Source organism: Vibrio scophthalmi LMG 19158, from assembly GCF_000222585.1.
In the GTDB taxonomy this organism is placed as follows: domain Bacteria; phylum Pseudomonadota; class Gammaproteobacteria; order Enterobacterales; family Vibrionaceae; genus Vibrio; species Vibrio scophthalmi.
In genome coordinates, this window is record NZ_AFWE01000196.1 from 27,447 (window position 1) to 49,873 (window position 22,427).

23 protein-coding genes are annotated in these 22,427 nt (G+C 43.1%); 6 read left to right on the forward strand and 17 right to left on the reverse strand.

Annotated elements, in window-relative coordinates:
- Nucleotides 1–60: 60 nt before the first annotated feature.
- On the reverse strand, nt 61–696 hold the full coding sequence (locus RH88_RS16770) for a LysE family translocator (RefSeq protein ID WP_005598226.1): 636 nt from the start codon (nt 694–696) through the stop codon (nt 61–63).
- Nucleotides 697–971: 275 nt separating this feature from the next.
- On the opposite strand from RH88_RS16770, the gene RH88_RS16775 reads away from it, so the two are divergent.
- From RH88_RS16775 to RH88_RS16785, 3 genes are all read left to right on the forward strand, one after another.
- Nucleotides 972–1,799: an AraC family transcriptional regulator gene (locus RH88_RS16775; RefSeq protein WP_005598228.1), complete on the forward strand. Its 828-nt coding sequence runs from the start codon at nt 972–974 to the stop codon at nt 1,797–1,799.
- 74 nt (nt 1,800–1,873) lie between these two features.
- A complete protein-coding gene (locus RH88_RS16780) occupies nt 1,874–2,671 on the forward strand; it encodes an AzlC family ABC transporter permease (RefSeq protein WP_005598230.1) in 798 nt (265 codons plus the stop codon).
- Complete coding sequence (locus tag RH88_RS16785) at nt 2,668–2,982, forward strand: AzlD domain-containing protein (RefSeq protein WP_005598233.1); 315 nt, start codon at nt 2,668–2,670, stop codon at nt 2,980–2,982. The genes RH88_RS16780 and RH88_RS16785 overlap by 4 nt, the downstream gene beginning before the upstream one ends.
- A 98-nt stretch (nt 2,983–3,080) precedes the next feature.
- Here the strand turns inward: RH88_RS16785 and RH88_RS16790 are convergent, their stop codons facing one another.
- The 3 genes from RH88_RS16790 to RH88_RS16800 all read right to left on the reverse strand — a co-directional run bounded on the left by RH88_RS16790 (nt 3,081) and on the right by RH88_RS16800 (nt 6,003).
- Nucleotides 3,081–3,695, reverse strand: a complete 615-nt coding sequence (locus tag RH88_RS16790; RefSeq protein ID WP_005598234.1) for a fumarylacetoacetate hydrolase family protein — start codon at nt 3,693–3,695, stop codon at nt 3,081–3,083.
- A 152-nt stretch (nt 3,696–3,847) separates the two neighbouring features.
- Entirely contained in the window at nt 3,848–4,852 is a 1,005-nt protein-coding gene (locus RH88_RS16795) for a porin (protein WP_005598236.1), read from the reverse strand.
- Between the two features lie 491 nt (nt 4,853–5,343).
- On the reverse strand, nt 5,344–6,003 hold the full coding sequence (locus RH88_RS16800; RefSeq protein WP_005598237.1) for a pyridoxamine 5'-phosphate oxidase family protein: 660 nt from the start codon (nt 6,001–6,003) through the stop codon (nt 5,344–5,346).
- Between the two features lie 111 nt (nt 6,004–6,114).
- On the opposite strand from RH88_RS16800, the gene pdxR reads away from it, so the two are divergent.
- Together pdxR and cspE are read left to right on the forward strand one after the other, a co-directional pair.
- Nucleotides 6,115–7,557: a MocR-like pyridoxine biosynthesis transcription factor PdxR gene (gene pdxR / locus RH88_RS16805; RefSeq protein WP_005598239.1), complete on the forward strand. Its 1,443-nt coding sequence runs from the start codon at nt 6,115–6,117 to the stop codon at nt 7,555–7,557.
- A gap of 258 nt (nt 7,558–7,815) precedes the next feature.
- Entirely contained in the window at nt 7,816–8,028 is a 213-nt protein-coding gene (gene cspE, locus RH88_RS16810) for a transcription antiterminator/RNA stability regulator CspE (protein WP_005598240.1), read from the forward strand.
- A gap of 75 nt (nt 8,029–8,103) precedes the next feature.
- On the opposite strand, the gene RH88_RS16815 is transcribed toward cspE, so the two are convergent.
- The 8 genes from RH88_RS16815 to RH88_RS16850 all read right to left on the reverse strand — a co-directional run bounded on the left by RH88_RS16815 (nt 8,104) and on the right by RH88_RS16850 (nt 17,296).
- A complete protein-coding gene (locus tag RH88_RS16815; protein ID WP_005598242.1) occupies nt 8,104–8,739 on the reverse strand; it encodes a DsbA family protein in 636 nt (211 codons plus the stop codon).
- Between the two features lie 27 nt (nt 8,740–8,766).
- Nucleotides 8,767–9,636, reverse strand: a complete 870-nt coding sequence (locus RH88_RS16820) for a patatin-like phospholipase family protein (protein WP_005598243.1) — start codon at nt 9,634–9,636, stop codon at nt 8,767–8,769.
- 176 nt (nt 9,637–9,812) lie between these two features.
- A complete protein-coding gene (gene pcp, locus RH88_RS16825) occupies nt 9,813–10,451 on the reverse strand; it encodes a pyroglutamyl-peptidase I (protein WP_005598245.1) in 639 nt (212 codons plus the stop codon).
- A gap of 8 nt (nt 10,452–10,459) precedes the next feature.
- Nucleotides 10,460–11,365 carry a DUF979 domain-containing protein gene (locus tag RH88_RS16830; protein ID WP_005598246.1) on the reverse strand — a complete coding sequence of 302 codons (906 nt, stop codon included), beginning with the start codon at nt 11,363–11,365 and terminating at the stop codon, nt 10,460–10,462.
- Between the two features lie 2 nt (nt 11,366–11,367).
- Nucleotides 11,368–12,090: a DUF969 domain-containing protein gene (locus RH88_RS16835; RefSeq protein WP_005598249.1), complete on the reverse strand. Its 723-nt coding sequence runs from the start codon at nt 12,088–12,090 to the stop codon at nt 11,368–11,370.
- A gap of 665 nt (nt 12,091–12,755) precedes the next feature.
- Nucleotides 12,756–14,702, reverse strand: coding sequence for a tetratricopeptide repeat-containing diguanylate cyclase (locus tag RH88_RS16840; protein ID WP_005598251.1), 1,947 nt, complete (start codon nt 14,700–14,702; stop codon nt 12,756–12,758).
- Nucleotides 14,703–15,012: 310 nt separating this feature from the next.
- Nucleotides 15,013–16,110: a methyl-accepting chemotaxis protein gene (locus tag RH88_RS16845; RefSeq protein ID WP_005598253.1), complete on the reverse strand. Its 1,098-nt coding sequence runs from the start codon at nt 16,108–16,110 to the stop codon at nt 15,013–15,015.
- Between the two features lie 343 nt (nt 16,111–16,453).
- Nucleotides 16,454–17,296 (reverse strand): hypothetical protein, encoded by an 843-nt coding sequence (locus RH88_RS16850; RefSeq protein WP_005598254.1) that lies wholly within the window; start codon nt 17,294–17,296, stop codon nt 16,454–16,456.
- A gap of 485 nt (nt 17,297–17,781) precedes the next feature.
- On the opposite strand from RH88_RS16850, the gene RH88_RS16855 reads away from it, so the two are divergent.
- A complete protein-coding gene (locus tag RH88_RS16855; protein ID WP_005598256.1) occupies nt 17,782–18,660 on the forward strand; it encodes a hypothetical protein in 879 nt (292 codons plus the stop codon).
- Between the two features lie 352 nt (nt 18,661–19,012).
- Here RH88_RS16855 and RH88_RS16860 read toward each other — a convergent pair whose 3' ends face one another.
- The 5 genes from RH88_RS16860 to RH88_RS16880 all read right to left on the reverse strand — a co-directional run bounded on the left by RH88_RS16860 (nt 19,013) and on the right by RH88_RS16880 (nt 22,419).
- Nucleotides 19,013–19,243 (reverse strand): DUF3820 family protein, encoded by a 231-nt coding sequence (locus RH88_RS16860; protein ID WP_005598258.1) that lies wholly within the window; start codon nt 19,241–19,243, stop codon nt 19,013–19,015.
- A gap of 123 nt (nt 19,244–19,366) precedes the next feature.
- The gene (locus RH88_RS16865) at nt 19,367–20,038 is read right to left on the reverse strand and encodes a DUF3313 domain-containing protein (RefSeq protein ID WP_005598260.1); all 672 of its coding nucleotides are present in this window, start codon (nt 20,036–20,038) and stop codon (nt 19,367–19,369) included.
- 97 nt (nt 20,039–20,135) lie between these two features.
- Entirely contained in the window at nt 20,136–20,486 is a 351-nt protein-coding gene (locus RH88_RS16870; protein ID WP_005598261.1) for a helix-turn-helix domain-containing protein, read from the reverse strand.
- Nucleotides 20,487–20,720: 234 nt separating this feature from the next.
- The gene (locus tag RH88_RS16875) at nt 20,721–21,887 is read right to left on the reverse strand and encodes a D-alanyl-D-alanine carboxypeptidase family protein (protein ID WP_005598263.1); all 1,167 of its coding nucleotides are present in this window, start codon (nt 21,885–21,887) and stop codon (nt 20,721–20,723) included.
- A 175-nt stretch (nt 21,888–22,062) separates the two neighbouring features.
- Nucleotides 22,063–22,419 (reverse strand): hypothetical protein, encoded by a 357-nt coding sequence (locus tag RH88_RS16880; protein WP_005598265.1) that lies wholly within the window; start codon nt 22,417–22,419, stop codon nt 22,063–22,065.
- Nucleotides 22,420–22,427: the final 8 nt, after the last annotated feature.

Genomic DNA, 22,427 nt, shown 5'->3' on the forward strand with positions numbered 1-22,427 from the left:
ATAAATGCCAGGCATAAAAAAGGCCAGCAATGATGCTGGCCGATACAATAATTGTGTTAACTAGGCTTGAAAAAAGCTATTCAGCATCCACAAAGCAAGTACTAAAAAGATCGCGCCCATAAACTTGTGTTGATAGGTTCTAAATTTAGCATTTTCAAGCAAACCTTTCCCCATAGTTCCAACGAGAGCGACTAATAAGAGATTGAAGATCAGCCCCAAAACATTGAGCACCAGTCCGAGTGCTAACATTTGCTCACCCGAGGTCGCGGCAACTTTAGTGGAAACAAATTGTGGTAAAAACATCACAAAGAACACCAATGCTTTCGGGTTGAGTAGGTTACTCACCAATGCTCGCTGGTAAAATTTGGTCGCCATCTTACTCTGACCTTCGAGTTCAGGCGCATCGATGCCTTGAGTGCGAATACAATCCCAGCCCATTTTTAGCAGATATGCCCCACCAAGTAAGTGCAATGCTTTTAATGCCATTGGGCTCATCGCGATCAGAGCTGACACGCCTAAAGCGGCAAGCAAAGTAAGAATAATGCCCGATGTAGCATTACCTAAACTGGCAAAAATACCCACGCGACGACCATAGCTAATACTTGAACTAGCTATCAGTAACATATCTGGCCCAGGAAGAAGCAAAAGTGCCACCACTGCCGTTAAATAGACAGGCAAAATAGAGATATCAATCATAATTATTATTTGCAGCTTAGCGAAAGGACGGAGATTTTATATTGCCCTGACTTTAATATCTAGATTTTATCGCTGAAATAACAAACATTTTAGGCATTAGCTATCAAGGCAGAGTTTGAGCTAATGTCGAAAATGCTATTTATCAATAGCCTAGAGTTTGAGTGACTAAAATTCGTGCCGATCATATAGTGAGCAAAGAGCAAGTTTGTACAAAAACTTCTGTTGGGGATCATCTATCCTGTCAGCAACCCATTTGGCAAGGAGCGCTGTTCACTATGGCCGACAATCATTTTAAAGAGAGTGCGAAGTTTCAACTAGCGCAAGAGCTCGGTGGCTTAGAGTTGATCGACGCTAAATATAAGCACCAAAATTTTTCTCGCCATAGACACGAGGGCTATACCGTTGGGGTAATTCAAAAAGGCGCGCAACGCTTTTTCCGTAATGGTGGTAATCATATTGCACCAGAAGATAGCATTATATTGGTCAATGCCGAGCAAGTGCATAATGGCCAAAGTGCCAGTGAACATGGTTGGGAATATAAGGCAATGTATCCCCTACCTAAGCAGTTTTCATCGCTCACGGACGGAATCAGCCGTGAGGCCATGGTACCCTATTTCCCTGAACCGGTTGTTTACGACCCTGAAATGGCACAACAGCTACGTTTGGTTTTCGATACCTTAGAAAACTCGGATAACCGCCTACTAAGGGAAACCTTAGTCTATGGCACGTTAGTCAAGCTAATGGCTCGTCATGCAAAGAAATACACCGTCAATGAAGAAAAAAGCCGCAATCAACGTCAGTTAATGCTAGCGAAAGAGTTCATTGATGACTTCCCTCAAGCGGATGTCTCTTTGGCGGAGTTGGCGAAACTGGCCAACCTCAGTCCTTATCACTTCGCGCGTTCTTTCCAAAAAGAGTTCGGTTTTCCACCGCACAGCTATCAAATCCAAGCTCGTTTGCGCTATGCCATGACGTTAATGAAACAAGGACACCGCCTAAGTGATGTGGCACAAGAGTCAGGCTTCCATGATCAAAGCCATCTGCATCGACATTTTAAACGCGCAATGGGCGTCACTCCAAAGCAATATAAACAATCACTTTAACGGCAATTTTGTACAAGGTTTGTTTATCTCAACATGGCGTAATGTGGATAAACAAAATCAATAAGGAAGTATGTATGAGCAAGCCGCATCGCAGCCAAAAGCATGATTCAACCCAGAGTAATTCGTCAGAGCGAACTTCGATAGAAAATGTCTCAATCGACAATAGAACAACTGACCAACCAGCCCAAAGCAATCGACAACTCTTTTTACGGGGCTGCATCGCCATGGTGCCGCTTAGCATCGCGGTTGTTCCATGGGGATTATTAGCAGGCTCCTATGCGATTGATTCAGGCTTGAACCCCATCGAAAGCCAAGCACTGTCAGCAATTTTGTTTGCGGGATCAGCCCAGCTTGTCGCAACAGGGATGATAAAAGCTGGCGCTGGCATCGCAACGCTATTACTGACGACCTTATTCATCACCTCGAGACACTTTCTTTATAGCGTATCGATGCGCAGTACGATTGGTAAACTTCCACTACGCTGGCGGCTAGCGTTAGGTTTTTTGCTCACCGACGAGCTATTTGCTATTTGTGGCAACCAAACCACTCAACGTTTTGAGCCTTGGTACGCTCTCGGGGCTGGGCTAAGCTTCTATCTATGTTGGAATTTAGCTACCTTTGTGGGCATTGTCGCTGGCAGCTATATACCCGCGATGAACGAGCTGGGACTCGAATTTGCCGTCGCAGCCACATTTATCGCCTTAGTTGTCCCCAATGTAAAGAACTCGCCAACTTTGGCAGCCGTTATCGTGGCTTTAATCCTTTCGGTAGCACTTAACCTTTTTCACGTCGAAGGAGCATTAATGATCGCCAGCCTAGGCGGCATGTTAACAGGTTATTTGGTTGAAACTTTGCGCGGAGAGCAAGTATGACCATACTTTCTATTTTCGCCATGGCTGGGTTAGTATTTTTCAGCCGCTATGTCTTTCTCGAGCCAAAGTTGCCTTTACGACTCGCGCCTCAAGTACAGCGCATTCTGAGCTATTCAGGCCCTGCAGTACTGACTGCCATTCTAGCGCCGATCGTTTTTCTACCCGAGGGGGAATTATGGCTAGCCCCGACTAACCCTTACTTACTTTGCGCGATATTAGCGGCCATATTGATCTATAAGAGTGCCAATGTGCTGTTAACAACGGTAGTCAGTATGGTGGTGTTTTTACTGCTGAATAATTTGCTGTTGTAAGTAACGCCAATCCACATCCCTAGTCATTCGAAAAGCGGCATAGGGCCAAGACAACAACGCCAGCAATAATTGCTGGCGTTGTTTTTAATTTTAGTGGCCTAGTTTGCTAGCCATTCTATTTCAATTAACGTTTTTCCTGCGTGGATCAAACGGCCGAGAAATACATCCCCTTGCTGTACTTCACCCACGCCTTGCGGGGTGCCACTCATGATGACATCACCATCGCACAAGGTCGTGTAACTTTGTAGCTCAGCGACGATCGTTTGTGGTGAATAAATCATCTGTTTTACTCCCCCACGCTGTACTCGAACGCAGTTGATGAATAGTTCAATCTCAAGCTCGTCAATCGTTAAACCGGCTAAAGGAATAAAGCGACTAAACACAGCAGAGCCATCGAATGCTTTAGCTCGCTCCCAAGGTAGACCTTTCTGTTTTAGCTCCGATTGAAGTTGACGCTTCGTTAGATCCAGACCAATGCCCACGGCTGACAATTGTCCTTGGGTGACCACAAAGCAAATCTCACCTTCATAGTGCAGAGTCTCTTGATGGTAAGCATTAAGTTGAGTGGCAATCGCGGTTGAAGGCTTATTAAACACTACCATTTGTTGCGGAATCACATTATTCAGTTCTTTAATGTGATCTAAGTAATTACGGCCAACACAAAGAACTTTGGTTGGTGAGAGTGCTTTTCCGTCAACAATAATCGAGTGCATGCCTTCGTCCCTGGGAAACTAATGAAGGCACATTTTAGCCAAACTCATTCGACGGAAAACAAAAATTGATTTTAGAAATGAAAAACTCAGAGCTTGCGCCCATTATGAGCCAAACTCCGAGTTCGTATTAATCAACTATCAAGCAGATTAAGTTAGAAGAAGTAACGTACACCCGCGGTGTAGAAGTCTTCTTCTTTGATACCAATATCATTACCTAAATCAAACTGATAACCAGCAAACGTAACTAAGCCAGATGTAATGGTGTATTCAACTTGCAGTGCGCTTTGACTGTATTGAGTTTTACTCGTCTTATCGTCTTCAACCGATTCATAGTTAACACTAACATTCACGCCATTATCTAGGCCAAATGCCGCTAACGCTTCGTATTGATAAGACTCGGCAAGTAATTGCTTCTTAGCGTTAGTGAAAAAATGTTCATTTTTACCGTAAACGCCCGCAACATAAATTCCTTTACCATACGACCCATAGTTGACTGATACAAGGTGTGATTCAGCCTTACCACTATCTACATCACCGCCATTATAAGTATAGCCAACGCCAAAACCGGCAAAGTCACCACTAATCGCAATCTGTCCTCGAGTATCATAGTTACTCTTTTGTTTACCCTGCCAACCCAAACCGATGTTTAAAGAAATATCATTACTAACGACCAATGTATTTCTATAGCTCACCATTTTTTCTGCACGCGCTGACCCGAGATTATATTGGTCTGAATATAGAAAGTCGTTGGCAAACGCGATCGGTAAATCAGCCACACCGCCTACGTCATAATAAGGTGACCATTGTGTACCAACTACCGCACGCCCCGCTTGCTCATGGCTCGCCCCAATATAGCCAAGTCGTGTATTAAACGAGGTATCGCCTCCATCTAGATAATTGAGGGACCATTCGCCCTTTGCGTCAACCGTAACGCCGTTACCAATTTCTTTTTTACCTTCAATATTGATTCGAGGTGACACCTGATGAACTTGTACTTCGGGATCGTCACCATAAGAACCATACTTACCAATCCCCACATCAACGTAACCGCCGACGGCTAGACTGGTTCCATCTCCACTGTAAATTTGTGCAGCAAAGGTACTGGTTGAAGCGAGTAAAGTTGATGCCACTGCAATGGCTAAGCTATTTAATTTCATCATTATATCCCTATCTATGTGATAGTTGTTTTTTATAAACGTGCTAAATACAACACGCGCTATCCATTCAAATTTAGTAATGAAACTGTAACTTTCAAATGCGAAACGTTGCTTATTTTCACTTGTAGCACAAAAAAGCCACCACTAGTGTCAATGTTCATTTTTTAAACGCATAAATTTAAAGACAATATTCTTAGGGATGGATGAAGTACGGTATTTAGTGACAATGATCACAATTCAACTAAGTTATTTAAGTTGTGTGATGCTGAGCACACTAATACCAAGTGCCAATGGTAATTGGCCTGTAGAAGGATTTTGCCAAGAATAAAACGTGAATGTTTTTTACACGGTAATGAATAAAGACCCAATCAGCGGCTATCTTTCCATTGGTATGGAAATTGAAACGCACCGATAACACAGTCTATTTTCTCCCCCGGTTCACTGAGGCTGAACGTCAACCTCAGCCTCCTAAGTGTCCCACTTAAATGACATTATGCATCTCGCCATCGCTCACCATACGCCATGGAATAATCAGGTAGTTTGGGCGTATCAGTCATGGTGTCACTTGCCACTAGAGGGCCAACTACTGTTTTATAAGGTATGAAACCTGCCCAAACGGGTATCGACAGATCTTGTTCATCATCGGCAACGTCATTCTCACTGACTTTGACAGAAGCTTCAGTTAACGGTATCGCCAGTAACATAGTCGCATCCAATTCCTTATCGCTACTCAAGCGAATCTCTTCACATCGACCAGGGGCGATTTGCTCAATAAAGTGATTCAATAGCCTATCTTTCTCAGCTCGTTCTTCAATCGCGGTAAACTGGCCAAACACCACCGCAGAACGATAATGCGCACTGTGATGAAAGGCTGAACGTGCCAATACCCACCCGTCGAACAAAGTAAAGGTTAAGCAGGTTGAATGACCTTTTTTAAGATTACGCATCAAACGGCTGTTATTTGCCCCGTGAATATAGACATGGTCACCCACTCGCCAAGCCAACATCGGGATCACCACTGGCCCCGACTCTTCACTGATAGCAATGTGTGCAATCAACGACTCATCAATAATACTGTGCAGCAGTTCTAATTGAGTGCGTGCTTTATGTGCGCCTTTTTTTATCGTACTTCGAGAGGTAGCAGATAACATAAACTTCCCTATTCACATTTGTGTGGTCAACTAACGTTGCTTTATTACCACTATATTGCCAAACTGGTTTAAATTTTAGAGCCAGTTTAAAGCAATTTGTGGATCCAGTTTATGTCTCGAATTTCACCTCATATTGATATTGGCGATCTTTGCTTACCAGAGAGTAATGCCACATTACAAGCGCGCTTATTTCATGCGATTCGCGATAAGATCGTGCACGGATTGTGGCCATTAGCCGGAAAGCTCCCCTCAACGCGAAAACTGGCTTTAGAGCTTAACCTTAGCCGCAACACCGTTATTGCCACCTACGAACAATTGCTGTGTGAAGGGTACATAGAGAGCCAGCGAGGCAGTGGATTTTACGTTTCACTCGAACTGCCAGAACATTATTTGAATCCTAACAACACCGCCGAAACTCCTGCATCGCATAGCGAGCTGAAACAAGATATCAATCGATCGTTTGCGCCTGGCATTCCAGATCTCACCCAATTCCCATTGAAGAAATGGCAACGTTATCTGCAACGTCACAGCTCTCGATCGCATATTTTAGGTAATAGTAATTTACAAGGCGTACTTGAATTGCGCAGTGCTTTATCAAGTTATTTAGCCTCTAGCCGTTCAGTGGTCTGCCGTCCAGAACAGATCATTATCACTTCTGGCGCGCAGCAGGGGCTTGCCATTGCTGCATTAGCCATTCTCCAACGAAACGAACAAATTTTGCTTGAGCAGCCCGGCTATGTCCAAGCCGATAAAGTGATGAGTTTGGTTGATGCACAGAAATGCTATGTTGATGTCTCCCCGTTTAAAGGCGTGAATATTGAGCAAATCATTACCAGCGAAGCTAAGGCGCTTTACATCACCCCCAGCAATCAATACCCGATGGGCACCACAATCAACAGTGAACAACGATTAAAACTGATTGATTGGGCAAGCCAAGGAAAGCGTTGGATTATCGAGGATGACTACGATAGCGAGTTTCAGTTTGCACACCGGCCACACACCAGCTTACAAGGGCTCGCTGCACAAATTGGTCTCGATAACTGTGTTATCTACATTGGCTCATTCAGCAAAGTAATGTTCAATGGCTTACGGCTAGGTTATATGGTGGTACCCGATTCTTTAGTTGAACGGTGCCTCGTAATGAAAGATGCATTAAGCGGAGACTCACCTGTCCATACTCAATACGCCCTCGCCGATTTCATTACTGAAGGAGAATTGCTGCGCCACATTCGGAAAATGCGTCGGTTATATAAAGCCAAACACCAAGCAATGCTAAGTGCTATCACGCTGTATTTTGGTCACCATGTTGAAGTCATCAGCCAAGCGGCCGGGCTGCATATTACATTACGTTGGCAAGGGAAGATCGATGAAGAGACTTTACGCCAACGCGCGCTGAACATTAACCTCATTCTGCGTACATTGAACTACTATCAACCGCACGCTAAATCAGGCCGTGACTGGCATGGAGTGGTGCTTGGCTTTGGTAACACCTCGCTCGAGCAAATTCCCGTCTTAGTCGAACAATTGGCTAATGAATTCTTTAAAAATAATTAGCATTTATCGGCGATGGTTTTTTGCTTTATCAAGTGGATTTACTAGACTTATTAAATAGTTCTCGTGATGACGCATAGATAGTGCGTGACGGTTACGCGAACTAGACACAAAGCTATTAATGTAAAATGTACAGTTTTTTCACAGAAACCTTTCGAACTTCTTCGTTTAAGCACTGCGACAACTTTACCTTACAAAACCATCTAATAGCTTTTGTTAACCGCTAATGTTTAGCAATCTAATACGATATTTGAGGTATGTATGTCTGGTAAAATGACAGGTTCTGTAAAATGGTTTAATGAAACTAAAGGCTTTGGTTTCATCTCACAAGATGATGGTGGCGCAGACGTCTTCGTTCACTTCCGCGAAATTGTTTCAGATGGTTTTAAAACGCTGACAGAAGGACAGAAAGTGTCTTTCAACGTCGAGCAAGGTCCTAAAGGCCCTCAAGCGACTCAAGTCACTCCGATCTAATCGGTTGTCCGAATCATCATAGTGGCGTGATAGTGGCGTGATACTTCATCACGCCACTCGTCCAAATTCAAACGGTTATTCTCTCTTATCTAATAGCAAACGGATCTCTCTAAGCGTTTGCTCTGCATCTTGGTATTCAACCGCCAACTCTTTCACTACGCCCTTGTGTTGAAAAAACAAGGAAGGGAAGCTGCATCCCCTTATCGAACGAGCCAAAGCGATTTCACTATGGAGCTGCTGATTAAGCGCCTTTGATGCCAATAATTGTCGAAACTGACAGACATCGAGCTGCAACTCTTCTGCGAGTTGAATTAATACCGCATTGTCACTCGGGTTAAGCGCACGAAGGTAATAGCCTTGTTGAATAGCGGTGATCATCGCCTTTTCTGCCCCTAAATGGCGAGCAGCCAAGACGGCACGACAAGCGGGATAAGTTGAGCGTCGAGGCGTGTTATCACGCCAAAAATCATAGTTGAATTGGGTGCCTAAATAGCGCTCAATTTTCTGCCAGTAGGAAGCAATTTGCTGCTGCATTTCCATCGGCATCGCTTGGTCGTTATCTTCTGCCAATCCTCCAACTAAATAGACGACATCAAGTCGATGAGCTTCATTGTGGATCAATGCTTGTTCGATTCTGTTCCATGTAGGTTTATAACCCCAACACCATGCACACATTGGATCGTGCACATAATATAGCTTGCTTTGCTCCATTCCCTGATCCCTTCGCGCTTGCCACTTCTATTCACTAAAAAGATGCTTCTCGTGAGTAAAATAGAAAATCCCCTCACCACGAGCAATATGCATTTGTCCTGCATTGATTCCCATTTGATATCCATCTTCAAGTACCGCTTGGTTCATAGTTAAACGTTTAACTGAAAACTCTTCTGGTGGGGCAATGACACGAATGATCGCATCTTCAGGTGGAGAATGGATAAATTCTAACGATTGATTGTAATTTTCCGCACGGACAAGCATAGACTCCGCAATACGTGGGTATTGAGCAAGTAATCGCTTCATCAACCACGCTGCACGCATCGGCTTCATGTGATAACTGAGTGGATGTGATAATACAACGGTAATATCTCGCGCACCACGTCGATACGCCTCTTTAACCGGAATTGAATCTGCCACTCCACCATCGGTATAACAGCCGCCAGAGAAGCAAGGAGGTGTGCGATAGGCAATTGGCAATGCGGTGGTGGCTTCGATAACCATTTCCAGATTAGACGGTGTCAATTGGAAGTAGTCTGCATGTCCTGTTTCAATGTTAGTAGCCGCGGCTATCATTGGCGTTTTGAACAGTGCATCATTATCCAATGGATAACGACGATTAGATTCCTTAATCAACCATTTTACATCAACTAAATCGCCGCCTCGAGCAAAGCGGGCACGATTGAAAAAATGTTTATTGGTGGCGAGTTGAGTAATTACATGGTGGCTTCGACCAGGCGCATGAGAAAGGTAACCCAATAAATTTGACGCGCCTGCGGAAACACCAATCGCAAAATCATAAGGTTTATAATTCTGCGCCATAAATGAATCTAAAACACCACAGGCGAAAATGCCACGCATCGCTCCGCCTTCCACTACCAACGCTGTTTTGCTCATCTGTTTTCTCAATTATTTCATTCTGGCAATAGCTTACTTAATGACGTACTACTGCTCTAATTGTTTCTTGGTATTAGTTTAATGTGTCAAACCTATCAATAAGATTAGCATAAGCAAAATGAAGGATAAAAAATACCCGCACTAAGCGGGTATTATGTTTTCAATAAATGAGCGGTTTAGCAGATTTGACCAGCGCCAATCGCCACATCGTGCGGGTTATCGATCGTCGCTTGTGCAACTAATCTCAAACCTTCAGCAATCACATCCAACGACATGGTCGCTTGATTTCCTAGCGTATCTTGCTCTGGTAATAGTGGGATATGCACAAAACCATGACCAATCTCTTTGTCACGTAGGTAGTGCTGAACACCGTAAAACAAGTGGTTACACACAAACGTGCCTGCCGTGTTAGAGACTTGGCAAGGAATACCATTCTCTTGTAGCGTACGTGTAATCGCTTTGATTGGCAGAGTGGTAAAGTAAGCATCAGGGCCATCCACAACAACTGGCTCATCGATCGGTTGATTACCACCGTTATCAGGGATACGGAAGTCATCGACGTTGATCGCAACACGCTCCGGTGTAATCGCTGCGCGACCACCTGCTTGACCGACAGTGATTACGTAATCAGGTTGATACTTTTCAATCGCAGCAATCACGGTATCAACCGCTTCATAGCGTGTCACTGGCACATCACAAATAACAATTTCGCCACCGTTTAAGGTTGCGTTTTGCAGTTTTTTTACCGCTTCTAATGCAGGGTTAATCGCTGCGCCACCAAAAGGTTCAAAACCGGTAATCAGTACTTTTTTCATAAATGCTCTCAAAAGGCGAAGGTATACATAACAAAGATGTTAAAGGCCAAGATAGCCAAGCCAGGGACAATCTGAATAAGGATCACGTGGTGTTTGTTTTTTAACTCTAACAAGGCTGCAGGCACGATGTTGAAGTTTGCTGCCATTGGAGTCATCAAGGTACCGCAGTAACCTGACAACATACCAAGCACACCAATGATCGCCGCATTACCACCGTTTTCAAGAATTAACAGTGGAATACCAATGCCAGTTGTAATCACAGCAAATGCCGCAAATGCATTGCCCATAACCACGGTAAACAGCATCATCCCCACACAGTAAGCAATCACTTTCACCAGCAGCATGTTTTCAGGGATCATCATCTTCACCAAGCCCGCGACGGTTTCGCCAACACCAGCTTGATTGAATAGATAACCTAACGCGGCCAAAAACTGCGATAAAATTGCCGCCCAACCGATTGAATCAATTAGACGTCGGCCCTCGTTAAGGCTGTGCATTGGGCGGCTTTTAGTCACAATAAGCGCAACAATAATCGCCGCAATAGAGCTCACGCCCAAGCCAACTAAAGCGCCTAAAGAGGTCAGTTGGCTAATTGCGACTGTCCCAACTGGCACTACAATCGCAGGGAAAAACAATTTGTTCTTCAGTACTGAAGCACTGTCTCGACGTTCTTCATCCGAGGTTGTACCGTAATTACCAATGCCCATGAAGCCGCCCGCAGCTAATGCGGTAAGCATCAATACCATCACACCCGTAATCCAATGGGGGATCATCGCACCAAAAATAAAGGTAACGCCATAAATCAACCAAAATAGACCGCTGCCGACACGTTTTGGGTTTTGCTTATCTAAAAAACTTTGTAGTGAGAATGCCAACAGCAAAAGACCGGTGGCTTGATATACATACTCAAGCATGCTTAATGCCCTTCTTTTTCTGGTTGAGATTCCGTCGAGATTTGCGCCTCGTTCGTGGTGGTGTGTTTATTCATACGAGCACTAATAAACTTGCTGTAAATAGCGAACACAACAAAAGACATAATCGCGGTTGGCAGAGCCCAAAGAGCCATGGTTTCGAGTTTTACATCTAATTGGTTATCGCCCATCACACCTTTAATCAGCAACAAACTTCCGGTACCAATAAAGAGGTTTTGACTAAAGAAATTACCAAAGTTCTCGCTTGCGGCAGATAGAGCACGAATCGTCTGACGTTTTTCATCACTGAATTCTGGCGTCGACTTTTCAGCCGCCGCTTCTGACATTGGCGCAATAAGAGGACGAATCATTGAAGGGTGACCACCAATGTTTAAACCCATACCGTTGGTAATCTTACGTAATGCTAGGTAAGTCATTAAGATTTTACCTACCGAGGCTTTTTTCATCGAACCAATCAGCGCTTCTGCACGTTGACGCAAGCCATAGCGCTCAAGCACACCAATCATTGGTAGTACAAGAATAAACAGTGACATATAGCGGTTTTGTGTAAAAGATTGACCCAAGGTCGATAAAATGTCCTTCACCGCAAGATCTGCCACTAAACCCGTAGTGACACCAGCAACCAAAATAACCAATAGCGTGTTTTGTTTTAACGCCAATCCCACGGTTATTATTACTATGCCAATCAATGGCCATAAATCGATCATAAAATTCTCTTTTCTTCCTGTAATAATTATTCTATCAACAGAAAAATATCCCAAGTGACTTTATGATTTAGGCATCTGAGTTGTATCACCCATTTCAGATAAGAATATGAAGCGTCATCTCTTTCCAAGTCTTTGACACTAAAATTAGGCTACTTAGGAATACTGTTGATACCCGAGTATATGCAGCAAAAAAGACGTGCTTCAATCGATGTTTATTGTGCTATCCATCACAATTTTTTCTAGTAAATAGGTAGAGATCGGAGCTCTTATTCATAAACGGAGTAAGTTTGTACAAAACCAAAGCTCAGTGGTTACTTTTTGTTCATTATTTCATCTCAATCATAATCGGTCGCAGAAAAACATTTGCACTCAGTCTCCGCAACGCTAAAGTTTCGCGAATTAATTTCATACAATTACCACTAAGTTGGCGGATCTTATGCTGCCGACACTATGATTATTTCTATTTCAACGCAATCTGAATACATCCAGACTTATGAATGACACCGATACCAGTAAACGAGTAAGTGGAACGGATGCCGATGAGATGGTTACGCTATGATCTTATTAACAGACAAGGTAAGCGAACACTAAATGGATTGGCGCAGAGTGAACAAAGCATACAAATATCACAACCATATACCTTGTTCACTGATGCTAGGGAGAGTTTAATCCGAGAGGTCTTCCACTGTCACAAACTGGTTGCGACCTTGATGCTTAGCTCGATAGAGGCACTTATCGGCGACAATGAACATTTCACTGTCTTGGCGTAAATCATCGATGGAACACGCTGCACTCACTCCGACTGAGATTGAGACGGGTAGCTGATGTTGCGGAAGAGCCAGAGGGGATTTACTGATTGAGTTTACCAATGATTGTGCTCGCATACGAAAATCCGGCTGATCTTGTATCAATAAGAGAAACTCTTCCCCACCCCAACGAATAAACAATTCATGTTCTTTAAGTTGACTACGCAGAATCTTAGCGACCTCTGCTAACACTTCATCCCCAACTTCATGACCATAACCATCATTGATACTCTTGAACCAATCCAAATCCACCAGTACAACGCGATACGAATGCTTGGTATTAAGAGCATAAGGCGCTTTCAATTCCTGATAATAGAGACGTCGATTGCCACCCCCTGTTAGAGGGTCGCGATAAGAAAGATCCTGCAAATATCTATTTTGACGACGATCCATGACCGAACGTGAGATAAACCACAATGTAACCAATAAAATAACCGCAAACCAGAAGGCTAAAATTCTCATCCGGTTGTCGTTTAGTTGATTCTCAAGGTCGATCAATTCATTCTGGACGCTAAGTAAATCACGCTCTTTTTCAACTTCCCTCACTTCAAATGCCGTTTCTAAAACGTGGAACTCATCGATGATTTGTCTGCGTTCTTTGCCGTGATAGTGTTTATATAGCTGTAAGGCTTTTTCATACTGGCCATCAGCTTCATACACACTAGCCAAAACCAAGTTGCTGCGAATCAACCATCTGTGGTGAGCAATATGTTGAAATTTATCAATACTAGCGGTCATCACCTTGATCGATTCAGAGTTTAGCCCTTGAGCATGTAGCGCTTTAGCTTGTATGTATTGGCAGATAGCCGCCTGTTTTGGCCGCTTATCAACTCCTTCATATGCCAGGCACTGCAATGCGTCTTGTTCTGCAGCTGATGCGTTGCCGAGTAATAGCTCCATTCTCGCCTTCGCCTTTAAGGCCAAAATAGAGTAATAGTTAGGTGTTTCATTGGAGAAGTAACTCATCGCCTTAAGATAAGATTGGCGCGATAAGTGAGGATCTTGTAACTGATTATAAACGTAAGATTTATTTAGATAGATGATAATCAAAACATTATCTGTTGTTTGTTCAAAATTTAGATAGAACTGCTCTGCACTCGTTAAATGCTCGAGTGCCTTATCCCAAAGCTCCAAATGGACATAAAGCAAACCAAGATTATTGTAAAAACGGCCATTGAAATCACTTTGTGGATATTTCTTGCCAAGCTCAACACCTTGGAGAAAATAACGTTGCGATTGTTTTAACTGATTGGAGGCATTATATAAAATACCAGCAGTATTATACGATTCAAGCAACAAAAACTCCGCTTGATGAGTTTCAGCCAACTTTATCGCTAGCTCTATTTTCTCTAGACCATCGCTGTAGCGATCACTCTTTAATGAAGCAACTGCTTGATCTAAGGCTAGCTGAGCTTGCAACCAATAAATACCTTCCTCTTGCGCCAGTTCGGCCAGCTCTTGTTGGTAGTCCCGCACTTTTTGACCAAGGTTTTGTTGTTTGGCAATTTCTTGCTCAATCCAAAGTATATAAATTTGCTCGATAATGGCTGTATCTTGCGTTTGTGACGTTTGCCACTCGAGTAATTGTTGTTTAGCGGTGGAGGGCTTCGTTTCCGCTTGATGCAAAAAATTAATCAACGGATGTTGAGGGGCAATTAGCAATAATTGCGATTCAGGTGAAAGCAAAGGCTTTGTGGGGGCTTTCTCGCTCTGGCCACTAGTTTGAAATAGGAAAGACTCAATCGTTACCATAAATAAAATGGACAGCACGATCGTTAACAACACAAAAGTGAGCTTCTTGAGCATGAAAAGCAAATACCTATCGTCGAAAAATGGCTACCGATAAATCATATCGTATTCTGCTCTATTTAATACAATGACACGGGCGTAAATTTAATAGTTGCATCGTATTTATTGTAACGATTTTCATCGTAATAATCACATTTAGGCTAAGTAGATAATCGATTTGTACATATCGACCAACTTCAAGTTTGCCTTACTTTGAGTTAACACTTTAAAACGTTAGTTGGCAGAACAAGCTCAATCGACACCGATAATCAAGATCCTCCTAAGCAAAATAGTAAATAAAGGGTGATGTTCCACCCTTTATCTCTGCTTATCCGATTTGGCGCTTAATTGATTCATCTAACAATCGGTCAATATTATACACCACCCCTTCACTTGCTATTTCCATGCTTTGAAGGTGTTGCATCATGGATTCAAGATCTTCACGTTGACCAGATAGCAAAGCATCTCGACCAGAATTATGCACCGCTTCATGAGGTGAATTAATACTATTGAAGCTTGGCAATTGGCTAAAGTACTGCGCTCCAGCACCTTCAAAATACCATTTACCTAAGCGACATTCTTTATGGTTATTCACCGCACAAGCGTACTCACGCTTGTTCACCAACTGATAAACGTTATTTTTCCACACGACATGATCCAGCTTAACCGTGTTTAAGAAAGCATGTGACGATGCTGAACGGATAATCTCTTGCATGTGCTTAGATTTGCCCAATACATCATTCACCACACTGCTGATTTGTTCGGTTGAACTGGACACATCAATCGCACAATCTTGGCTAACTTGAATCGATTCTTTAATCGCTTCAACCTGAGAGAGTATCTGTTTTACAAGGTTTTCGATCTGGCCACTAGCATCTTGCGCCTTGCTGGCCAGTTTACGCACTTCATCGGCAACCACCGCAAAACCTCTGCCCGCTTCTCCTGCTCTCGCCGCTTCGATTGCCGCATTGAGTGCCAATAAATTAGTTTGCTCAGAAATGTCTTTAATCGAGCCGACTAATTTACCAATTGAAAGGGCTGTTTCATCCAAAATGACAGATGAAGATTGGCTTGTCTGTGTTTGTTGATTAATACGTTCAGTACGCTGAATCAAGCGTTCAAGCGCTTGGTTGGTTTGACTAAACATTTCACTCATTATACTGAGCGTTTGATTTTCACTGACCAAAATTTCCGCACTTTCGGCCATACTATTGCGTATTACATCCAGTAACTGTCCTCCTGAAAGCACATTGGACATGATATTGGCATCTAAACTCTGGGTACTGTTGGTTTCCTTGAGCAAGCAATTGGTTTGATCTAGCTGAGCAGTTAAATCTTCTACTTCTTCTTTATACTGTTTCTTTAACTGTTCGATTTCTTGTCTCAGCTGGTGATTTTCTTGTTTTAATTTTTTATAGAACCACACTTAAATGTAACTCCTTATTTATGAATAGACAGAAGGCTGTCACTAATAAGTTACAATTTGTATTGATTTATATCAAAAAATAATCAACAACTTTTCTCGCCTAGCGAGAATATCATTTCGACATGGTATAAATCTGAGTGGTCAGTGATATTTTACACATCACATTGGTGTCTTTACTCTAACAGTAAGTAACGCTCTCATTAGATATGAGTTATCCCACACCATTTTATTTATCAAAATAGCGTGCAGTAAAATAACCTCACGCGATGCTAATTTATGGCTACAAAAAAGCCCAGACACTGTCTGAGCTTTTGCATATTACTGTCTATTTACACATGCTAATTTACAACGCCGTCGAATCACACTTCTCGAGTTCAGTGTTAATTCGATCGATAAACTTGCCTGTTTCAGCATATTTGGTGAAAACCATATACTCATCACCGATATAGAACTCTAAAGCGTTGCCCTTGATGTTTAGAGGTAAGTCACTATTTAATGACGCATCTAGCAGCACACCATAAAGTACTGTCGATGGTGTCATATTAAGTAGGTTATCTTTTTTCTGGGGGTTTAACGCATTCTCGTAGGCTAATTGAAGCGCTGCGGAATCCACGCCTTTATCGACATACAATACTCGTAAGCCATCTTTCTCTTTTAACACCATCGATGGCGAGCCAAATTGCTGAGTAATCGCACCCAGTGTTTTGCGTTTATCACCCTGTTTTAAAGGCTCCAATCCAGAAAAGTTCATCACAGACTGGTCTTTATATAGACGAAAACCAATCCGTTGAATACCATCTTTATCTGCAGAGTCGGCTTTATTGTAAGAAACTAAACCAAAGGTAGGAAAAGGGTTTTCACTTTGAGGAAAAGCCGAAAAATCCGCTAGGGAAGTAATCCGAGTCGCCGGTTCTGAACACGTCACAATGCTTTGAGACTGAAAGTACCCAGCAGGCCCGACGTAACCATCATCATAGCCACGCTCAAAAACAAATCCGTCCTGAGTTAACTCTCCAGCTTTAGAGGCTTGAGAAAAATCCGCAATCTTAAAGCTTAGATTGTTAATCGTTGCGGATTGCAGGTCACTCCCCATTAAATCAATCTCACCACTCGGCATTTGTGTCGCATAAATTTGGCTTGACGCGAGTCCCGCCATCAACCCCATAATCAGCGTTACTTTTTTCATCACTTAATTCCTTTCTTGTTATGCGGAACACTAACAAGATAGTAAGTAAGTCAGATAATTACTATATAGCATATGCTCAAACTAACTTTGTACAATGAAAGCTATTGATTTAAAAGAAATTCTGATTTAGTCAAACAGACCTCAGAAAACCGCTCATTCATGTTTTACTGAGCAATAGTAGAAATGCCCCTATCTTTTAGAGGCATTCAAACTGAAACACATAGGATGTTGAGCAAATTACCCGATAGTGAATAAGAAGGACACTGAATAAGAAGGACACACATCATAAAGTAACCAAAGTATGGTTTGCTGATAACCTCGTGGTAAGTTCGGACATTGAGTCTTGCCGCTTTATTTAAGTCTTTTACTCTTGAGAGGTTAAACACCACTCGAGGCCAACGATGACGACAGCCAGAAGGCAACAGATATCCATCGATGCGACACCCTATTATCACTGCGTTTCTCGCTGCGTCAGACGTAGTTTATTGTGTGGTATTGACCCGCTAACAAAGCAAAACTTTGAGCATCGACGCGAGTGGATAAAAAACAAAATATATGCACTCTCGCAAGTCTACTGCATCGATATTTGTGCTTATGCGATTATGAGTAACCACTATCATCTGGTCGTACATATCAATCGAGACAAGGCTGCAGCTCTTTCTGATCATGAAGTAGTCGAGCGCTGGCAGCAAGAGCACAAACTCCCAAGCCTTGTGTCACGTTGGTTATTGGGGCAACTAACCAGTGAGGCGGAAACCGAAGCTTGTCTGTTAATCATTGACGCTTGGCGCGCTCGCTTATGGAGCCTTAGCTGGTTTATGAAAGAGCTCAATTTTGATATTGCTTGCCAAGCCAATAGAGAAGAAGATTGTAAGGGGCATTTTTGGGAAAGCCGCTTTAAAAGTCAGGCTTTGCTGGATGAACAAGCACTCGCTGCGGCGATGGCTTATGTCGATTTAAACCCATTGAGAGCGGGCATTGCCAAAACGCCAGAAACCTCAGAATTCACTTCGATACAAGCCAGATTGAAAGCATTAAACCATCAACAAGAAACCGCTCCTTGCCTGTACCCGTTTATCGGTAATCCAACCAATGAAAAACTCGATGGCATTCCCTTTCGGCTAATGGATTATCTTGAACTGGTGGATTGGAGTGCGCGCCTATTTCGAGAGGGTAAAGCTTGTTTAGAGGCCAATGTGCCGCCGATACTGCAACGACTCAACCTAAACCAGCGCAATTGGCTCAAAGCCTGTACTGAACTAGAGCACCATCGCAGTACCGCCGTTGGTTGTCTCTGCACTGTCGAGCCAGCCAGAAGTCACTTAAACAAAAAACGGATACATCTGTTTCGCTTAGATGGTTGAATATCGCCGATTTACTCTCTTCATAAAACGACCACAGCCAACGAATGACCATCTTCGTTTACCTCCGTTCGCGCCAACCCAACTCCATTTAACCAATACCGTATTTTTCCACCAGATAAACGCTAAATGAGCAGTAATTTAAAGAGTATCGATGACCTTGATACTGCTCGACATCTCAGCATCATGATTTCTCTATATAGTGTCTGTCCTGTTTGTACCCTTTTTGTATCGGTGCCTGTCCTTTGTATATTAAAAAGCACCATTGATGGGGGCATTTTAGGCGTTAGTGGGCTACTCGATAGAAGAAGTGAATTGAGCTGTTACGAACAATCAATTCAATTTCTTATGGTGATCAATACCGTGGATGATCGTCATATTTCAAAGGTTGTACCACACTATCTAGACCTTCAACCTTAAGGGCTAAACACAGTTGCATCAGACGCCCCAACTCCCCTTCAGGAAAACCCTTCTTATCGAACCAAAGCAAATATTCTTCTGGTAAATCAATCAACACTCGCCCTGCATATTTACCAAAAGGCATCTGCATACGCGCTAACTTGATGAGGTTTTGTTTTTCGAGCATTAGATCTTCTAACTGTGGTGTTATATTGAGTTAAGATTAACAGACAAACACCTCTTTCGGCAGAGGTATTCTAGCTCAAATAACGTAAAGAGGTATTTTCTCTCTCGCTCATAAACATAGCGGTTACGGCTGCTGCCAACCTTGCATAGTGATACCTAATCGATCTACCCAGTAATCGATCGCGTCTTTGGCATCATCAAGGGAATCAATCATGGTCGAAATATCTTTATTTCCCGCTTGTCGGTCAATGGCGGCGAATAAGGGTTTACCGGACATAGCGTCACTGACCAACAACTCAATACTCGCACTACCGACGTTGGTGTGTTCACCGGTTGTGACTTTTGAAATGGTTGAGATCGCTAAGCCAAATGGCAGCACACTGCTTGTGACCGCTAAGATTGGATTAGGGGTTTCGACATTGCTCAGTGCGATACTGAGTCGTAAAGAGTGTTTGGTCGGTTGAGCAACCACCGACTTGTAAGCCGAAATCTTATGCTTGATTTGATCGACTAAATAACGGCTTAACTCATCAATCTCCGCTTGGCTAAGCGACTCATCTTCGACAATCACGATCACCTCATCGATCACTACCGAATCATATTCGGCCAACTTACGTTGCAACCGCGAAGCATCACGTAGCCCCATTTTAACCCACACAAGATCGACACCGCCTTCAGGGCCGGGACAAAAATCTTGATACGATGTAAACGAGGTGGCTTTAGTTAACGGGCCCGAAGCGCAACCAGCCAGTAATAACAATGTTGCGAATAGCCACCAAACTCGTTTTGTTCTCATCAGCACTGGTCTCCAATTTATTTATTGGTACATCATACCTTAAATGAATTGTCCATGCTGATTATTTAACCGTTTATTCGCTCATTGGACGAGCCCGTTATGCGGGTTGAAATACCGTATGTAAATACTCCACCACGACCTGATTTCCTTCAATATAGGCACGCTTGATTTCCCCATCCACTGTCATGCGGCTCTCTAAGTACACTTCTTTCACGTTCGGCTGTGTGCGCAGTGATGGGACAACTCGGTGAGATTCCAAGTTAAGCAAATTACAAAATCGTGATACGAACGCCATCGAAAGTGGTCGTTCACCTCTCAAAATACTCGAAAACTCTAATTGATTCATACCCAGTTTCTTGGCGAACTCCATCTGGGTTAGGCGCATTTTAGATTTCTGTGACATCCAAACTTGGTATAACGCTTCGTTGTCTTTTACGGTAAATTCCATGATGAGTTCCTACACTGCTTTCGCCTCGATTCGGGCGCATTCATTTTGACGTTATTGTGGCGTTTTCAACGGGTATAATGTCAGTGTAAGGTAAGCGAAGTTTAAGGATTCAAGCAAATTGCGGCTTATTGAATAAGCTGCGAGGATATAATGTAACTAAGTGAAACAAGTCTCGAAAATAGCGGGCTCTTGCCCGCTCGAATGATCATTCAGGGTAATAGAGATGAGGGTAAATTATAACCAGCTCGCCACTAAGCGTTTAAACCAATCAATAATGCGTTTAACGAAGCCGCCCTCTTCAACGGGATCTAATGCCACTAATTCAGCGCTAGCCACTTCATCACCATCGACACTGTAAATCACTTTACCAATCACTTGCTCGCTCTGAATTGGCGCAATCAAATCACCATCATAAAGCAGTTCAGCCTTAACCTTGCTCGCTTGGGATTTTGGTAGGGTAATAAACACATCATTGGCGACACCAACGCTGAGCTCATCACTGTCCCCCATCCAAACTCGCGCTTTAGCAATCTCTTGCCCTGCATCACCCGCAGAGACCGTATCAAAAAAACGGAAGCCGTAGCTCAACAGTTGCTTACTTTCCGATTCACGACTTTTGGTGCTGGACGAGCCCATCACAACCGAAATTAAACGCATATCACCGTTCGTCGCAGACGTCGCTAAGCTATAACCCGCGCCACTAGTGTAGCCTGTTTTCATGCCATCCACATTTAAGCTTCGGTCACGAAGTAAGCCATTTCGGTTGTATTGCGTTATGCCGTTATAAGCAAACTCCGTTTCACTGTATAGCGGATAAATGGTTGGCAAATCACGAATGATTGCTTGGCTCAATAACGCGATATCATACGGCGTAGAATACAGCCCATCACTGTCTAAACCATGTGGGTTAGTAAAAGCGGTATTGTCCAGGTTTAGCTTTTCTGCCCAATTGTTCATCAAGCCAACGAAAGCATCTTCACTGCCCGCAACATGCTCGGCAATCGCCACACTGGCGTCATTGCCAGATTGCACAACTAATCCACGATACAGATCCATTAGCGAGACTTCAGTACCCACTTCAATGAACATCTTCGAAGAATCGGGAAAGTTCTTAGCCCACGCTTTTTTACTGATCGTAACTTGGTCGTCTAAGCTGACATTACCAAAATTAACCTCCTGTCCCGCAACATAAGCCGTCATCAACTTAGTTAAACTCGCTGGGTTTAAAGTCTGATGGGCGTTTTTCTCTACCAATACTTGTCCGGTATTGTAATCCATCAAAATATAACCCTTCGCACCTAGTGCTGGAGCATCAGGCGTGATCGACGGTGCGGCAATCGCAGCAGTTGAACCTAAAGTTGCTGTAATACAAACCGTCTTGATGAAACGTTTTTTGTTCATGGCACTCTACCAATTAGGAGACTTCACTCAGTATATTCAAAGCGTAGCTACTTGCAGCACTACTGTTACGCTTAGTTACGGTTATACAAGGTTTGAGGCAAATTAATGTGATATCGGTTGAATGGTATAAAAAAGCCAGCATTCAAGCTGGCTTTCCATACAAATAATAAATGCGTTACGCAACTTGCAACGATTTTGCCTTCGAAGTGATGGCATCGCGGTAACTAAACCACAAATAAGTCACCACTAAGGAGAAGAATAAGTAAGACAGTGCAAAAATAAACGGAGAGGTAATCAGCTCAGCTGACATCCCCCAGCTCACCCCAACGATTGTGACCGTTAATTTGGCCAGCATGCCACACATCAGTAGCAGTAATCCTAATTGAGGAAAACGTGTCGAGCGAAAAGCAAACCAGTAACAGCTACCCACAGCTAAAGCGGCAATTGATAAACCAAGCATGAATGAATGAAGATGATCAGCAGATGCAACACCTGCAGATAACGATGCCATGATAATTAGAACCAGTTTCATAGAATTTA

Bases quoted from the DNA above. Each gene is read 5' to 3' on its own strand.
- RH88_RS16770 (WP_005598226.1), bottom strand. From the start codon at position 696: ATGATTGATATCTCTATTTTGCCTGTCTATTTAACGGCAGTGGTGGCA.
- RH88_RS16775 (WP_005598228.1), top strand. From the start codon at position 972: ATGGCCGACAATCATTTTAAAGAGAGTGCGAAGTTTCAACTAGCGCAA.
- RH88_RS16780 (WP_005598230.1), top strand. From the start codon at position 1,874: ATGAGCAAGCCGCATCGCAGCCAAAAGCATGATTCAACCCAGAGTAAT.
- RH88_RS16785 (WP_005598233.1), top strand. From the start codon at position 2,668: ATGACCATACTTTCTATTTTCGCCATGGCTGGGTTAGTATTTTTCAGC.
- RH88_RS16790 (WP_005598234.1), bottom strand. From the start codon at position 3,695: ATGCACTCGATTATTGTTGACGGAAAAGCACTCTCACCAACCAAAGTT.
- RH88_RS16795 (WP_005598236.1), bottom strand. From the start codon at position 4,852: ATGAAATTAAATAGCTTAGCCATTGCAGTGGCATCAACTTTACTCGCT.
- RH88_RS16800 (WP_005598237.1), bottom strand. From the start codon at position 6,003: ATGTTATCTGCTACCTCTCGAAGTACGATAAAAAAAGGCGCACATAAA.
- pdxR (WP_005598239.1), top strand. From the start codon at position 6,115: ATGTCTCGAATTTCACCTCATATTGATATTGGCGATCTTTGCTTACCA.
- cspE (WP_005598240.1), top strand. From the start codon at position 7,816: ATGTCTGGTAAAATGACAGGTTCTGTAAAATGGTTTAATGAAACTAAA.
- RH88_RS16815 (WP_005598242.1), bottom strand. From the start codon at position 8,739: ATGGAGCAAAGCAAGCTATATTATGTGCACGATCCAATGTGTGCATGG.
- RH88_RS16820 (WP_005598243.1), bottom strand. From the start codon at position 9,636: ATGAGCAAAACAGCGTTGGTAGTGGAAGGCGGAGCGATGCGTGGCATT.
- pcp (WP_005598245.1), bottom strand. From the start codon at position 10,451: ATGAAAAAAGTACTGATTACCGGTTTTGAACCTTTTGGTGGCGCAGCG.
- RH88_RS16830 (WP_005598246.1), bottom strand. From the start codon at position 11,365: ATGCTTGAGTATGTATATCAAGCCACCGGTCTTTTGCTGTTGGCATTC.
- RH88_RS16835 (WP_005598249.1), bottom strand. From the start codon at position 12,090: ATGATCGATTTATGGCCATTGATTGGCATAGTAATAATAACCGTGGGA.
- RH88_RS16840 (WP_005598251.1), bottom strand. From the start codon at position 14,702: ATGCTCAAGAAGCTCACTTTTGTGTTGTTAACGATCGTGCTGTCCATT.
- RH88_RS16850 (WP_005598254.1), bottom strand. From the start codon at position 17,296: ATGAAAAAAGTAACGCTGATTATGGGGTTGATGGCGGGACTCGCGTCA.
- RH88_RS16860 (WP_005598258.1), bottom strand. From the start codon at position 19,243: ATGCTCGAAAAACAAAACCTCATCAAGTTAGCGCGTATGCAGATGCCT.
- RH88_RS16865 (WP_005598260.1), bottom strand. From the start codon at position 20,038: ATGAGAACAAAACGAGTTTGGTGGCTATTCGCAACATTGTTATTACTG.
- RH88_RS16870 (WP_005598261.1), bottom strand. From the start codon at position 20,486: ATGGAATTTACCGTAAAAGACAACGAAGCGTTATACCAAGTTTGGATG.
- RH88_RS16875 (WP_005598263.1), bottom strand. From the start codon at position 21,887: ATGAACAAAAAACGTTTCATCAAGACGGTTTGTATTACAGCAACTTTA.
- RH88_RS16880 (WP_005598265.1), bottom strand. From the start codon at position 22,419: ATGAAACTGGTTCTAATTATCATGGCATCGTTATCTGCAGGTGTTGCA.